Source organism: Chitinophaga sp. 22308 (assembly GCF_052045305.1).
Lineage (GTDB): Bacteria > Bacteroidota > Bacteroidia > Chitinophagales > Chitinophagaceae > Chitinophaga > Chitinophaga varians_A.
The window spans coordinates 352,002-368,045 of sequence record NZ_JBQEOP010000005.1 but is presented as its reverse complement, the minus strand read 5'-3'; the positions used below and the strand labels follow the sequence as shown (position 1 = coordinate 368,045).

The 16,044-nt window shown below is 50.7% G+C and carries 9 protein-coding genes; 8 read left to right on the top strand and 1 reads right to left on the bottom strand.

Features of this window, described 5'->3' with window-relative positions; genetic code table 11:
- Positions 1 to 14 precede the first annotated feature (14 nt).
- The 5 genes from ACTJJS_RS21715 to ACTJJS_RS21695 all read left to right on the top strand — a co-directional run bounded on the left by ACTJJS_RS21715 (position 15) and on the right by ACTJJS_RS21695 (position 8,420).
- A complete protein-coding gene (locus tag ACTJJS_RS21715) occupies positions 15 to 3,479 on the top strand; it encodes a SusC/RagA family TonB-linked outer membrane protein (protein ID WP_440665229.1) in 3,465 nt (1,154 codons plus the stop codon).
- Positions 3,480 to 3,489: 10 nt separating this feature from the next.
- Positions 3,490 to 4,998 (top strand): RagB/SusD family nutrient uptake outer membrane protein, encoded by a 1,509-nt coding sequence (locus tag ACTJJS_RS21710; protein ID WP_440665227.1) that lies wholly within the window; start codon positions 3,490 to 3,492, stop codon positions 4,996 to 4,998.
- Positions 4,999 to 5,004: 6 nt separating this feature from the next.
- Positions 5,005 to 5,844: an endonuclease/exonuclease/phosphatase family protein gene (locus tag ACTJJS_RS21705; protein WP_440665226.1), complete on the top strand. Its 840-nt coding sequence runs from the start codon at positions 5,005 to 5,007 to the stop codon at positions 5,842 to 5,844.
- A gap of 8 nt (positions 5,845 to 5,852) precedes the next feature.
- Entirely contained in the window at positions 5,853 to 7,901 is a 2,049-nt protein-coding gene (locus tag ACTJJS_RS21700) for a DUF5689 domain-containing protein (protein WP_440665224.1), read from the top strand.
- Between the two features lie 180 nt (positions 7,902 to 8,081).
- A complete protein-coding gene (locus ACTJJS_RS21695; protein WP_168871898.1) occupies positions 8,082 to 8,420 on the top strand; it encodes a TfoX/Sxy family protein in 339 nt (112 codons plus the stop codon).
- Between the two features lies 1 nt (position 8,421).
- On the opposite strand, the gene ACTJJS_RS21690 is transcribed toward ACTJJS_RS21695, so the two are convergent.
- Positions 8,422 to 8,883: an Lrp/AsnC family transcriptional regulator gene (locus ACTJJS_RS21690; protein ID WP_440665223.1), complete on the bottom strand. Its 462-nt coding sequence runs from the start codon at positions 8,881 to 8,883 to the stop codon at positions 8,422 to 8,424.
- 113 nt (positions 8,884 to 8,996) lie between these two features.
- Here ACTJJS_RS21690 and ACTJJS_RS21685 point away from each other — a divergent pair, with 113 nt between their 5' ends.
- The 3 genes from ACTJJS_RS21685 (at position 8,997) to ACTJJS_RS21675 (ending at position 16,016) form a co-directional block, all read left to right on the top strand.
- Complete coding sequence (locus tag ACTJJS_RS21685; RefSeq protein ID WP_440665222.1) at positions 8,997 to 10,229, top strand: aminotransferase class V-fold PLP-dependent enzyme; 1,233 nt, start codon at positions 8,997 to 8,999, stop codon at positions 10,227 to 10,229.
- A 646-nt stretch (positions 10,230 to 10,875) separates the two neighbouring features.
- Complete coding sequence (locus ACTJJS_RS21680) at positions 10,876 to 14,076, top strand: SusC/RagA family TonB-linked outer membrane protein (protein ID WP_440665221.1); 3,201 nt, start codon at positions 10,876 to 10,878, stop codon at positions 14,074 to 14,076.
- 20 nt (positions 14,077 to 14,096) lie between these two features.
- On the top strand, positions 14,097 to 16,016 hold the full coding sequence (locus ACTJJS_RS21675) for a RagB/SusD family nutrient uptake outer membrane protein (protein WP_440665219.1): 1,920 nt from the start codon (positions 14,097 to 14,099) through the stop codon (positions 16,014 to 16,016).
- Positions 16,017 to 16,044 lie beyond the last annotated feature (28 nt).

Sequence of the window (16,044 nt, the reverse complement as noted above, 5' to 3'; positions counted from 1 at the left end):
CTGAAATCACCATAATGATGTCCAAACAGCTTTACACACCAAGACCTACTATTCCGCGAGGCCCTGTGCCCCGGCAGAACGATAGCCGGCAGGCCCGCAGCCGTGCGCTGTGGCCATGTATGCTGCTATTGTCTGCTATCCTGTGCCTCCAGGTACAGGCGCGCACCCTGGGCCAGTCCATCACCCTCTCAGGTAAAAACCTCTCTTTTAAAGAGATCTTTCAGGCACTGGAAAAACAAACCGGCTACGTCGTTTTTTACAACACGGCCATGTTGAGCAGAACAAAACCAGTGACCATCACCGTGAAAAATATGAACATCACGGAGTTCCTGCACGCTGTCATGGCTGATCAGCCGATAGATTTCGAGATCAGCGCCAAAACCATTACCATCAAGGAAAAGACCAAAACTCCGTCGGAAACTGCACCGGAACCACCAGGCAACGTGCCCGCCAAAGACCCGCCGGTAAAAGGGAAGGTGCTGGACAACGAAGGGAAGCCCCTTCCCGGCGCTACAGTGGCTGTTGCCGGGAGTGCTCATGGCGTGCAGACCAACGAGAAGGGAGAGTTTACCATAACAGCCGCTAAAAACGCATCGCTGCTTATCACTTACATCGGATTTGAAAGGAGAGTAGTGGTACTTGCCCATGAACAACTACCGCTGAACATACAACTTACGCCAGCCAAAAAAGATATCAACGAGGTGGTCGTGATCGGCTATGGCGCCGTCGCAAAAAAAGACCTCACCGGTGCCGTATCTACGGTGCGCCCCGCAGATATCGAAGGCCTCCCCGTTACGCGAGTGGACCAGATGTTACAGGGGCGTATCGCCGGGGCGGAAATCGTTTCTGCCGACGGCGAACCAGGCTCCGGCACCTCCGTTCGGATACGCGGCACCCGTTCTATTACCGCCAGTAACGAACCGCTTTACATCGTAGACGGACTGATGGACGGCATCACCAGCCTTAATGAACTGAACCCTTCTGATATAGCTTCCATCAATGTGCTGAAAGATGCGTCTTCCACCGCGATCTACGGTTCCCGCGGAAGCAACGGCGTCATCATCATCACCACCAAATCGGGCGCCAACAGGGCAGGGAAAACAAATTTCACTTTCCGCTCCGATCTCGGCAGCTCTGTATTGCCCCGCTACCTGGACCTGATGAACGCCACAGAGTTCGCGCAACTGCAAAACGACCGTTTTTATTTCGCTAATGCTACCAATCCTACAAAGCCGCTGGAAGAATATCCCTACCCCAATCCGTTGTCATTGGGAGAAGGTACTAACTGGACGAAAGAAATTACCCGCGTAGCGCCTTACCAGAACTATACCTTATCGGCCAACGGCGGTGACAAAGCCACGCAGTATTATTTCTCCGCCAATTACAACGACAACCAGGGCATCATTAAAAACAGCGGCCTGAAACGTTACCAGGTGCGGCTTAACCTCGACAGGACCATCAGCCGCTATGTGAAAGCAGGCGTACGTTTTAACTATTCGCAGATCGCCCGCAAACTCAATAACGCCGACGTAGGTACGAGCACTTTATGGTACAGGTCCACCATCTTTCTGTCGCCTACCATGCCGGCATACAAGCCGGACGGCAGTTTCAACGATTGGAACACCCAGTGGTACAGCGGTACCCTGTTCGATTCACCGTTGGCCAATGTGGAGCTTAAACAAAACGATGCATTGGAAAAAAGCCTGAGCTCTATGGGATATATTGAAATCACCCCGATAAAAAATATCCTGATCAGGTCTACCGTATCGTATACCGACTATAATAAGAATGACAACCAGTTCATTCCGTCCACGATGCCGTCCCGCGCCAATGCCAATACTGGTGCATACGCCTATAAGCGCAGCTACTTCGATAACAATATCCTGAACGAGAATACCATTACCTATAAAAACACCTGGAAACGTGTACACAATTTTGATGCGATGTACGGCTTCACTGTTCAGAAGAAAAAATTTAATAACATGTCCGCCAGCGGAAATGGTTATTTTATTGATGATATCGGCACCAACGACCTGGGAGCCTTACCTTCCAAAGAAACGATCAACATCGGTTCCTCGCTGGAAAACCTGGGCCGCATGTCGCACCTGGCGCGTATCAACTACAACTACCGCAACAAATATTATGTGACCGCTACCGGTCGTGCAGACGGCGCTTCCAACTTTTCACAAGACCACAAATGGGCTTATTTCCCTTCTGCCGCGGTGAAATGGAATATCGCCAACGAGCCGTTTATGCGCCGTTTCAGGGATATCAGCGAGCTGTCTGTTCGCCTTAGTGCGGGTACATCCGGCAACGATGCTATTTCCAGGTACCAGTCGCTTTCCCGTCTTAACTCCACATCATCCGGATATCTGTTCGGCGGTACACAGCCGGTGGCGTACTATCCGGCACGTATTGAGAACGAAGGCCTCACGTGGGAGAAGACCACATCCTACAACGCCGGGCTGGATTTATCTTTCCTCAACAAAAGGGTGGACATCTCCCTGGAAGTATATAAAAGCAATACCTCCGATCTGCTGCTGACCGTCCAGCTGCCTACGCACACCGGCTTTGGTTCGAGGCTGGCCAATATCGGGAAGACTTCCAACAAAGGCATCGAACTGACGGTGAACACGGAAAACATCCGCCGGAAAAATTTCTCGTGGTCCACCACTTTCACCATTGCGCGCAACAAGCAGCTGGTAGAAGATATCGGCGGCCTGGACAGGGTATCTGTATATGACAATCCCTATGGCGCACAGTACATGATGTACGGCTATGTGAAAGGACAGCCGCTGAATGCCTTGTGGGGCATGGAATACGCCGGTGTATGGAAAAGCCAGGCAGAGATAGACCAGGACAAAAAAGATAAAAAATATGCATCGGCCGCAGTAAGCTATTATTCACCTGGCCGTCAGCGTTACATCGATCAGAACCATGATGGCGTCCTCGATAACAATGATATGGTGTATCTCGGAAATGCTGACCCCGACTTCTATGGCGGTATTCAGAACACGGTGAGATTTAAAAAGCTGATGATCTCTTTTTATTTCAACTACAGCGTAGGCGGACAGATTTACAATCCCACAGAACTGTTTATGGGCACCGGTACTTACCTGAGCAACCAATACCGTTATATGGTAAATGCCTGGCATCCTGTGCGGAATCCCAATTCCGACTATCCGCGGGCTGATTCAAAAGACGACATTCCCAACGACCGGTTTGTGCATTCCGCCACTTTCCTGCGGTTTAAAAACTTCTCTGTCGCCTATCCTTTTGACCTGAGCAAGATCACCCGTAAGCGGCTGCAGTCCATTTCCCTGTCGCTGGGCGGTAACAACCTGGTACTGTGGAAACACTATAACGGCTATGATCCGGAGGTGTCCACACAGAGCGGCGGTTCTACCATGCGCCGCATGGACAACGGCGCTTATCCGTCCAGCCGTACGATCACTTTCGGCGCTGAATTAAAATTTTAAAGTATTGGGTATGAAAAGAAAACTGAATTATATCATTGCTTTGCTGTTGCTGGCCGGAGCCACAGGGTTTACCGGTTGTAAGAAGTTGCTGGAAGAAGAGCCCAGCAGTTTTGTCAGCCCCGGTGATTTTTTCAAAAACGAAAATCAATGTATCGCCGCGCTGAACGGTTGTTATATGCCGCTCAACAGCATCTATATCTCCGATTTGATCATTCCGCTGGAAGGTTCTACAGACCTGGCTTTTCTCAATTCCTCGCAACTGGATGCCAAGTTTGAAATATCTCCCGCCAACCCCGGTATGGGAGATAACGTTTGGACAGCCTGTTACAACGGCGTGATGTATTGCAACGCCGCTATTGATGGTATTGAGAAGGCTACGATCCCGGCGGACAGGAAGCCGCCGCTGAAAGCTGAAGGAGTGGTGCTGCGGGCCCTGTACTATTACATCCTTACCAGCACTTTCAATGATGTGCCTTATTATACGCAGAATGTCAACAGTCTGATTGCCCTCGATGAGGTAATGAAGCTGGGACGAATGAGCGCCACAGAAACGAGGGACAAACTGATCAAAGAGTTACAGGAATATGCACCGAAGCTGCCGCAGGCACGTACTTCTGAAGTGCCGCAGAACCGGATATCTGCTGCTATGGCGTATATGCTTATCGGTAAGATGGCCTTGTGGAACAAACAGTACCAGGTATGTGCGGATGCCATGGAAGCCATCCGGAAGGTATACGGACAGCTGGCGCAATACCCGTTGCAGGATACATGGTTCCGCAATAAAAACACGCCGGAATCCATTTTTGAAGTGCAATATACCTGGTCGGCCACAGGACTGAAAAAGACCACCAACGTGGCGGCCTTCTTTACGCCCACCAAGGCTTCCGGTACCAGCACCTACGACGGCGTGAACATCCCCGAGTTAGGCACCAAGGCGAATCCTTTTAACTCCGTGACACCTACTGAATATTTCATGAAGCTATACGATTACGCCGATCCGCGCAGGGAGATGATATTGGCCTACAGCTACAACGGCGCTTATTTCAAGCGTCCTATGCAGAACAATGGTACCGGCAAAGCCTGGATGGGGCCTAAGTTCTGGTGCCCTGCCATGGACAACATCGCAGATGGCAATAACCAGAAAGTATTCCGTTATGCCGACGCCCTGCTGATGCTGGCCGAAGCAGCCAACGAAACCGGCGATGCCGGCCTCGCACTGCAATGCCTGAACGAAGTAAAAGGCCGCGCCTATGATGCGCTGAAGCTGCCGGCTTATCCTGGTAAAACGGAGTTTTTCGAGGAAGTGAAAAAAGAACGGGCCCGAGAACTGATGGGCGAATACGGCCGCAAATGGGACCTGGTAAGGTGGGGTGTTTTTTATAAAGCAGTCAGCGAAACAGCCGGCGCAGAGTATGAAGTCATCAAAAACAACCTGCGACCTTATCACGAATATTATCCGATACCGGACAAGGAAGTATTGCGTTCCGGTGGCATTCTAACTAATCCAGCTTATAAATAATTTATCATGAACCGTTTTTTAGTATCGCTGTTTTTATGCCTGTATATAGCCGGCGCGCAGGCCCAGGCGCCTTTTCGTGTATTGAGCTATAATATCCTGGAAGGCATGGTCACTGACACCACCAAAGGAAAAGAAGTGTTTGTACAATGGGTGAAACAATTCAACCCGGATATCGTTGCGCTGCAGGAATGCAATAAGTTCACCCAAAAAACACTCGAGGAACTGGCCGCTACCTGGGGGCATCCTTATGCCGTGATCGTAAAGGAAAATGGTTATCCTACCGGTCTTACTTCGCGGTACCCGATCACCAATATCCGCAAAGTGAACGAAAACATGACCCATGGCTTTATCATGGCGAATGTGCTGGACTATAATATCGTGGTATTGCACCTTAATCCGCATAAGTTCCGCAAGCGCCGCGAAGAGATCGCCAATATCCTCGCCAATGTGGAACAAACGAAAGAAAAGCGTGGCTGGATACTCATGGGGGATTTTAATTCCAACACCGCACAGGACATGGCCCGGCTGGACACCAACCGGATCAAGCTGGCGCATCTCAACGCAGTGAGAAAAAATCCCAATATCGAAAACCTGGACAACGGCAGTATCGATTTTGAAGTACAACAACGTATGCTGGACGCCGGGTTTATAGACGCACTGTTTGAACAGGACCGGCTGGAACGTGCCACTGGAGGCAAGGATATCATCCGCAGTACGTCCCGTATCGATTACATCTATCTCAGTAAGGACCTGGCGAAGAAACTAAAGACCTGTCACTTTATCTATGATGATTTCACTGCAAAGTACTCCGACCACAAACCGGTGTACATGGAGCTGAAAAAATAAATGTTGTCATGAAAAGATATTTATTCAATTGTTATACACTTCTGGCAGCAGCTTTCCTGCTGGCCGTTGCAGCCTGCCGTAAAAGCGAAGACTATCGTTTCAGCACGCCGCTGGCGATCGACGCCCGCATTATCCGGTTGGGCGCTGCTGCCGACACTACCCGCTTTATTGTGTACGCTGACGGCGACTGGAAACTGGAACTGACAGACGAAGCGCCGTGGCTGCAACTACAAACCACCAGCGGGCATGGCAAAAGCGACGCTCTGGTGGAAGTCACCGACAACGGCGGCCAGCTGCCACGCGCTGCCAAACTGGTAGTAAAAGGAGGTGGTAAATCAGATACCATCGTGCTGCAGCAAAAGGGGCTTACGCCGGCGCTGTCCATCACCGATGAAACGGCACAGGCCATCGCCAACGGCGGCACCTACAAGTCCGGTATCAATACCAATGTACCGCTGGAACTGATGGCCATCAGTTACGGTTACGACTCTACGGGAGCTGTCAACTGGGTGTCCGGTCTTCAGGTAAAAGACGGTTATCTGTTCTTTAAAGTAGATACAAACCAACTGCCTGTGGCGCGGACGGTAATGCTCCGCCTCAGTTACCTCGATGCATTAGGCACCACCACCAAAGACAGCATGCTGATCAAGCAACAGCCGGGCATGAGCTACGAAGGCGCTGTGCAGAAGGATTTCGCCTATGTAAAACAGTCCCTGGCCAATGGCGTGGTCAACGAAAATATTTTTGTGGAAGGCGTGGTGATCAGCGATAAAGGGCATCCTAATATCGCGCAGAACCTTAATAAATCTACCGATAAACACAGTCTTGATAAAACCGAAAACAGTATAGCCGTTTACGTGCAAAGCCCGGACGGCAGCAACGGTCTTTACTTCAAGACTAAAACGCCCGGCGATAATATCTTCAACTTCAACGACCGGGTGAAGATATGGTTGAAGGGCGCGACGGTACAGCAATTACAAAACCCTTCCCGGACCATCATCTCGGGTATTGATGTAATACACATCATGAAAAAAGATGTGGGCACCGGCGTGCTTCAACCTAAAGAAAAATATATCTCCGCTTTAACAGACAATGATCTCTACACTTATGTGAAGCTGAAAGATGTGGAGATTTCCGTACCCAGCGGCGCTTTCACGAACATCAACGAAGGTTACGCGGCGCGTATGGACTGTTACCCCACCCATATCCGTGACATACAAGGCAGCAGCCTGAACATGCTGACGAACCTCGATGTGCTGTACCGCCGTGATGGTAAACGGGTACCGCAAGGCTCTGGCTTCATCACCGGTGTACTGGTACACGAAGAGTATGACCGCTACGGCGGAGATATCGGCCGGTACTCCATCCGCCACCTGAAGCGGGAAGATATTGCGCTCAACGAAGACCGCAGCAACGGTTTCTCCAATGTGCTCGTGGAATGGATCCGGTTTAAGACAGAATATGCCGCTACGCCTAATGAGTTGCAGAACCCGTTGACCCCGGATGTGGGCAACGGCCGTATCTATCAGAGCGGCAAAAAATACCTCGATTTCACTACTAACGGTATCACCCCTACGACAGATTACAACGGTCTGCTGCAGGAGCCTACCACTAACAAAGGCGCTGTCAGCAATGGAGGCTGGGGTTGCAAGGGTTGGTGGAACACTGCTACCAATACCGGTGAATCCTGGATCATCGAGGTGTCTACTGCGGGAATTAGTTCCCCGGTATCGTTACAGGTGGAAGGTAACAGCGATATTGGCGGCCCGCGTAACTTTGTGACCGAATGGTCGGTGGACAATACCGCCTGGAACAGCCTGGGCAACTTCACCTTCCAGGACGTGGCCAACTGGTCTAACACTTTGCTGACGCAGGTGGCGGGGCAGAAGGTGCTGAATTTCCAATTGCCACAGGCGGCGTCCGGACAGGATAAGTTGTATATCCGGCTGCGGGTGACGAACAAAAATGCCGGTACTACGAATGCTGCGACCGGTGGGACGATAGCGGCTACGGCGACGTGCAGGTTGTCGCATGTGTCGGTGAAGTATAATAAGTAGGAATATACATCAAAACATAAAGGCCCGCCTCTTTAAGGCGGGCCTTTATGTTTTGATGTATATTAGAGGAGGTCGCTGGCTGCATACACTTTAATTTTCTCCGGGTGGCTGAAAGCAAATAAAGAAAAGCATGGATGAGGCTTACCTGACCATCCTCCGAACTTTTCTTACCTTCGCGCCATGAACGAAGAACAACTGATCTCCTGGGTGAGAAAATGTATGCAGCCTATTGGTCCTATCAGTACGCGGCCAATTATGCAGGGACAGGCTATTTATCTGGAAGGTGTTCTCTTCGCTTATGTGGCGGGAGAGCGGCTTTGGTTCCGGACGGATGATGAAAGCGACCTCGTATGGGACGCTGCCGGCAGCGAGTGGCTGCGCGGCGCTAAGAAAGACGGAACGCCTACGTACGAACCTTATCGCAGCGCACCGGAATCGGCCTATACGGACGAGAAGGAGATGCGTAAGTGGGCCAAGCAGGGCATGGCTGCCGGAAGACGCGGCAAGACAAAGCTGTAAGCTAAAGGGGAACGTTATAGCTCACCTTCACTTTGTCCATCACCACGTGAGTATAAAAATGTTTGAGGTTTTGGTTGTCCATGAGATGTTTTTTGGAGAACGCCTCAAAATGCGCCATATCCCGCGTATGCACGATGAGCACAAAATCATATGTACCCGTAACATAATAGCACTGCGCCACCTCGGCGCAGTTTTTCATGGCGGCTTTGAATTTATCTATTGACTTAGAGCTGCCTTCATGTAACACTACGTCCACTACACAGGTAATGCCCACGCCCGCCGCCAGGGGGGAAACGATGGCCACATCCGCTTCAATGACTTTTTCGTTCCGCAGCCTGGTCAGCCGCCGCTGTACGGCGCTCTGGCTGAGGTTGACTTCCTCCGCCAGCTGCTCTGTGGTCAGCCGGTTGTTTTGTTGCAACAGCCGGAGCAATGCTTTATCATAATCATCCAGTTGAAACATAATTTACCCGTTTATAGCAGGAAAATAGGCAAAATATGCCGGTTATATGCAGATAATGCAGAAATTAGTCGGAGTGGCGCTGGTATTTTTGCATAGAGAAAAACACTAATGACATGACCATACATACCCCGGCAGATACCGTATTTTCAACAGCAGAAATACGCCGGTTCAGAGACGAGACTACCGGCACCGGGCAGGTAGTACATCTCAATAACGCGGGATCAGGCCTGATGCCCGATGTGGTGACACAGGCACAACTGGACCATCTCACACTGGAATCCCGCATCGGAGGCTATGAGGCTTCTGCTTTACAGGCAGAGGTAATAAAAGGCTTTTACCAGCAATGTGCGTTGCTGCTGAACTGCCGGCCGTCCAATATCGCGTTTACAGCCAGTGCAACGGATGCTTATACCAGGGCCTTGTCGGCCGTGCCTTTTGAAAAAGGTGATGTGATACTGACAGACCGCGATGACTTCGTGTCCAACCAGATCCAGTTCCTTTCCTTGCAGAAAAGAATAGGCGTCAGGATTGTGCATATTAACAACGCCGCCATCGGCGGGGTAGACCTGGACGATCTGCAGGAAAAGCTGCATCATTACAAACCACGGCTACTGGCCATTACACATATTCCCACCAACTCCGGGCTGGTACAGCCGGTGGAAGACATCGCCGCTATCTACGAAGGGTATTCAAAAACACATCCCGGTAAAACCTGGTATATACTGGATGCCTGTCAGAGCGCCGGACAAATGAAGCTGGATGTGAAAGCGCTGCAATGTGATTTTCTGAGCATGACCTGCCGTAAGTTCCTGAGAGGCCCCCGTGGCACCGGGGCGCTCTTTATCAGCGACAGGGCATTGCAGGCCGGCCTGGAACCGATGTTCATCGATATGAGGGGCGCAGAGTGGACCAGCAAAGACACCTATCAGCAACAGCCCGATGCCAAACGCTTCGAGGACTGGGAATTTGCCTATTCCACCGTGATAGGCACCAAGGCGGCGATTGAATATTGTTTACATATCGGGGAAGAACGCATCTGGCAACAGGTACGGCTGATGGCTGCCATCACCAGGGAGAAGCTGGCGGCACTTGATAAGGTAAGGGTATTGGACCGCGGGCCGGAAAGAGGCGGACTGGTGACTTTTCATGTAGATGGTAATGACCCGGTGCATATCGTGCAGGAGCTGTTACAAAGAAAGATCAATGTGGTGCTCAGCTACCGTGCCTTTGGGCTGCTTGACTTCGACGAAAAAGGAGTGAAATGGGCCGTGAGGGCTTCACCGCATTACTATAACACCGTAGATGAAATAGACTTTTTCATTGCGTCGTTAAAAGAGATTATATAAACAACAAACGGTGTCTTCACTAAAGAAGGCGCCGTTCTTTTTTATTAAGCGTACGTTTTACCCTCGCAGCGAAAAAAGTATGCGTCTTTGTTAAAATCAAATGAACAACCTATACTATTTTTCTCCATATTTGTTATAAGATTCAACCGAAATTTAATGACCTTGAGCGAACAGAAAGCAGACAACCGTGACTCCCGAAGTGTGCTGTAAAATCAACACAGAACTGTATTTCCACTAACTGAACTAAAGCTGATCCTTGTACTGACGAGCGTTATGAAATCCTGAAGACGACCACGTACCCATAGTTTTTTGCTGACAAATGATGACTGACTAAAGACGTTTTTCTGACTATTTTAATGCAAACGATTGCATCTCAAATAGTTAACTGCTGCTAATCTGATCGGGAAGATAGCAGTAGTCGTGCTTTTCCCGGATATTTTAATGCAAACGATTGCAATTTTCTTTTCTGCTAACTATTTATCAACCATAAAAACAGTACGCATGTACGAAAATTTACCAGTACCACAATAAAAACAATACAACACTGACATCAACCAAAGCAGTTTAATTACCAGCGGGAGCTATCGCAGTGCCCTGCCTGAGAGACCTATGCCCATGGCTAATGGTCTGCCTAAATAAATTTCACATGAAAAACAGATTTCTCTTTCTCCTATGTTGCATAGGGGTGTTGTTGCTGGTAATCCTGCCGGGAAAAACACCTGCACAGCAGAAGACAACAACCGGCACCGTCACGGAAAAAAGCCTTAAAAAAGAAGTGCGTGGACTGGTAACGGATACCGCCGGCTCTCCCATGCCGGGCGTCACCGTACTCGTAAAAAACAGTCCCAACATCGGTACCACCACCGACATGAACGGCCGGTACATCCTCGCGGTACCGGAGAATACTACCGTGATCGTATATACGATGGTAGGCTATACGCCACAGGAAATACCACTTACCAGCCGCGGCGTCATCAACGTACAACTGAAACCTTCCTCCAGCCAGTTGAACGAAACGGTAGTTGTAGCCTATGGTAAACAGAAAAAAGCATCTGTCATCGGCTCTATCACCACCATCAATCCGGGGGAACTGAAAGTGCCTTCCAGCAATCTCACCACGGCACTGGCAGGCCGCCTCGCCGGCGTAATCGCCTACCAGCGCAGCGGAGAGCCAGGCATGGACAACGCGGAATTCTTTATCCGCGGCGCCACTACCTTCGGCTACAAAAAAAGCCCGCTCATCCTCATCGATGGCATCGAATATGACGTGACAGAACTGGCCCGCCTCACCACAGACGATATCGCCAGCTTCTCCATCATGAAAGACGCCACGGCCAACGCGCTATACGGCGCCCGCGGCGCTAACGGCGTTATTCTCGTCACCACAAAAGAAGGCAAGGAAGGCAAAGCCAGATTCAACCTCCGCCTGGAAAACTCCATCTCTGCACCCACCCGCGACGTGGAACTGGCAGACCCCATCACCTACATGGAGCTGAACAACGAAGCGGTCCTCACCCGCAACCCGCTGGCACCGGTAACTTATCCGCAGAGCAAAATAGACAACACCAAAGCAGGCACCAATAAAGATGTATTTCCTACTACCAACTGGAAAGAGATGCTCTTTAAAAAACAAACGGTCAACAAACGCGCTAACTTCAACCTCGGTGGCGGCGGACAAATAGCCACCTACTTTGTGTCCGGCGGCTATACGAAAGATAACGGCATCCTCAACGTGGATGGCCGTAACAACTTCAACAACAACATCGACCTTACCACCTATACGCTGCGCTCCAACGTCAATATCCGCGTCACCAAGTCTACCAGCGCCATGGTACGCCTCCATGGCACCTTCGATGAATATAAAGGCCCGATAGACGGCGGCGAAAAACTCTATCAGAAAATGCTCTGGTCCAACCAGGTGCTATTCCCGGCTTATTACCCCGCAGACGATGCCCACCAGTTCGTTTCCCACCCGCTCTTCGGCAACTTCAACAACGGCGAATACCTGAACCCTTACGCCGACATGGTGAAAGGATATAAACAATACTCCCGTTCCCTCATGCTGGCACAGTTTGAAGTAAAACAAGACCTGTCCTCTTTCATCACCAAAGGCCTGTCTGTCCGCGCCATGATGAACACCAACCGGCAGGCTTACTTCGACGTGTCGCGCCAGTATAACCCTTTCTGGTATGCGGCCAACAACTACGATAAGCTCAACAACACCTACGTATTGCGGGATATCAACCCGGACCAGGGCACGGATTACCTGAACTATGTGCCCGGTAAAAGGACCGTGGCTTCCACCTTCTACCTGGAGTCCGCAGTGGATTATAACCGTACTTTCGATAAACACGGACTGGCCGGTATGCTCATCTTCATTGCACGCAATAACCTCCAGACGATCGATGATATTTCCAATCCTTCTGTGAACCTTTTACAGAAATCGCTGCCTTCCCGCAACCTGGGCTTGTCCGGCCGTGCCACCTATTCCTACGATAATCGTTTCTTCGGTGAATTCAATTTCGGTTACAACGGTTCCGAACGTTTCTATAAAACAGAACGCTACGGCTTCTTTCCCTCCGCAGGGGCGGCCTGGTTCGTTTCCAACGAAAAATTCTTTAAACCGCTGGAGAGGGTGGTCAATAAGCTGAAGATCAGGGCCAACTACGGCCTCGTAGGCAACGACGCCATTGGTAACGAAGATGACCGCTTCTTCTACCTCTCCAATGTGAACATGAACGATAGCAAGAAAGGCGCTACTTTCGGCGTGAATGGCGGCTACAACCGTTCCGGTATCTCCATCGGCCGTTACGATAACCAGGCCATCACATGGGAAACCGCCAGGAATTCCACTTTCGGACTGGAGATAAGCCTCTTTAATAAGCTGGACATCATCGCGGAATATTTTACCGAACAACGCTACAATATCCTGATGGACCGCGCTTCCACGCCCAAGACCATGGGTCTGCAGGCCACGCCTAAAGCCAATGTGGGCAAAGCACAGTCCAATGCTTTTGACTTTACGGCAGATTTCAATACCAACATCGGCAAAGAGTTTTTCCTGACCATGCGCGGCAACTTCACCTTCGCGCGCAATAAATTCCAGGCCTATGAAGAGCCACGCTACGATGAATGGTACCGCTACCACGTCGGTTACCCGATCTCTCAACGCTGGGGATATATCGCGGAGCGTCTCTTTATCGATGATGAGGAAGTAAGAAGCTCGCCCCAGCAGGCTTTTGGCAACTTCAAAACCATGGGCGGCGATATCAAATTCCGTGACGTGAACGGCGACGGCCAGATCACGCCCAGCGATATGGTGCCTATCGGTTACCCTACCACACCGGAAATTATCTATGGCTTCGGCTTCAGCGCCAAATACAAAGGCGTGGACTTCTCCGCTTTCTTCCAGGGTTCCGCCCGTTCTTCCTTCTGGATCGATGTAAATGCCACCTCACCTTTTATTGATGTGGACGATAATAGTGCAGTGACCTCCGAAACACAGTTGCTGAAGGCTTATGCAGACAGCCACTGGTCAGAAGAGAACCGTGACCTGTACGCGCTCTGGCCCCGCCTCAGCCCTGTGCTCAATACCAACAGTACCCAGAGCAGCACCTGGTTCATGCGTAACGGCGCCTTCCTGCGCCTCAAACAGGTGGAGCTGGGCTACACCGTACCGCAGCGTCTTATCCAGCGTATTCACATGTCTAATCTGCGTATATACGCCAACGCTACCAACCTGGTCACCTTCTCCAAATTCAAACTGTGGGATATCGAAATGGGTGGTAAAGGCCTCGGTTACCCGATTCAGCGGGTAGTCAATTTCGGGTTGATGGTCGGCTTCTGATAACTTATAAAAATTCAATCATGAGATATAAAATATTGATCGCACTCATATGGATAGGCGCTTTCTGCTCCTGCAGCAAGTACCTCGATGTGGTGCCGGACAACGTGCCTACGATCGACAACGCTTTTACTCTGCGCTCTTCCGCAGAAAAGTACCTGTTCACCTGCTTTTCCTATATGCCTAAGAACGGGCATTTTAATGATAACGTGGCCTTCAACGGCGCCGATGAAGTATGGTACGATGATCCCATCCGTGATGTGGACCCCACCAATTTCAATATCGCCAAAGGCCTGCAAAGCATGACCAGCCCGCTGGCCAACTACTGGAGCGGCACCGCACGCGGCACCTCCCTGTTCATAGGCATCCGCGACTGTAACACGTTCCTGGCCAATATTGACAAAGTGAGAGAACTGCGTCAGTACGAGCGCGAGAGATGGATCGCGGAAGTGAAATTCCTGAAAGCATACTATCATTTCTTCCTGCTCCGCTGCTATGGCCCTATTCCGCTGATTAAAGAAAACCTGCCTGTTTCTGCGGGTTCGGAAGAGGTACAGGTATACCGTCAACCGGTAGATACCTGTATCAACTACATCGTGCAGCTGTTGGACGAAGCTGCCGGCAACGAGTTCCTGCCCGCCAAACTGGAAGGCACAGAGAACACTGAGCTGGGGAGGATCACCAAATGCATCGTGCTGGCGCTGAAAGCCAAAGTGCTGGTGACCGCTGCCAGCCCGTTTTTCAACGGTAACCCCGATTACAGCCGCATGGTAGACAACCGCGGCGTACAGCTGTTCTCTGCCGGTTATAACGCAGAAAAATGGAACCGCGCCGCACAAGCCTGCAAAGAAGCGATTGAGCTTTGCCACGCTAACGGGTATACGCTGTACCACTTCCCGGGCAACTTTGGCTACAAGATCAACGACACCTTGCAGACCCAGCTGGATATTCGTGCGGCCATGACCGATAAACAGAACAACACGGAAGTGATCTGGCCCAATACCAACAGCACCGCAGGAGACATCCAACGCTGGTCTATGCCGCTGATCGCCAACGGCGCCAGCACTTCCGGGCCTAAAGGCATCATTGCGCCCACGCTGAAGATGATCGAGATGTTCTATTCCAAAAACGGCGTGCCTATTACCGAAGACAAAACCTGGGACTACATCAAACGTTATACGTTGCGCACCGCAGCCGCTCCGGATAAATACTATATCAAAACAGGAGAGCAGACAGTAGAGCTGCATTATGACCGTGAGCCACGGTTCTACGCCGACGTGGCTTTTGACCGGGCAGTGTGGTTTGGCAACTGGATATTAAACTACAACAAAGACAGCGCCCTGTATTTCGTGAAAGGCCGCGCCACGGAAATAGCTTCCAGGAGAGGTATCAGCAACTATTCCGTGACCGGCTACTGGGTGAAGAAAACCGTGAACATAGAAAGCAGCGCCGCCACCGATGGCAACATAGCCAGCGGACTGGTCGCCTATCCATGGCCTGAAATGCGGTTGGCAGACCTGTACCTGCTGTACTCCGAAGCATTGAATGAAGTGAATGGCCCCGGAGGCGGCACCACCCAGTGGATCAACCAGGTAAGGGCGCGTGCAGGCCTTAAATCAGTGGAAGAAGCATGGACCAACTTCTCTAAGAACCCTACGAAATACACCACCAAAGAAGGCATGCGGGAGATCATCCAGCAGGAGAGAGGCATCGAATTGTGTTTTGAAGGTCAGCGGTTTTGGGACCTGAGAAGATGGAGGACTGCCCACATCGCGCTCAATAACCCGATCAAAGGATGGGACATCACTCAGAACGCAGCGCCTTCCTACTATAAAGAAGTGCTGTTGTTCAACCAGCGCTTCGGCATGCGTGACTACCTCTGGCCGATAGAAAACGGGGAGATGATCATCAACAAAAACCTGGTGCAAAACCCGGGCTGGTAATCTTTTTCATGATGCTAAAACTTACTGA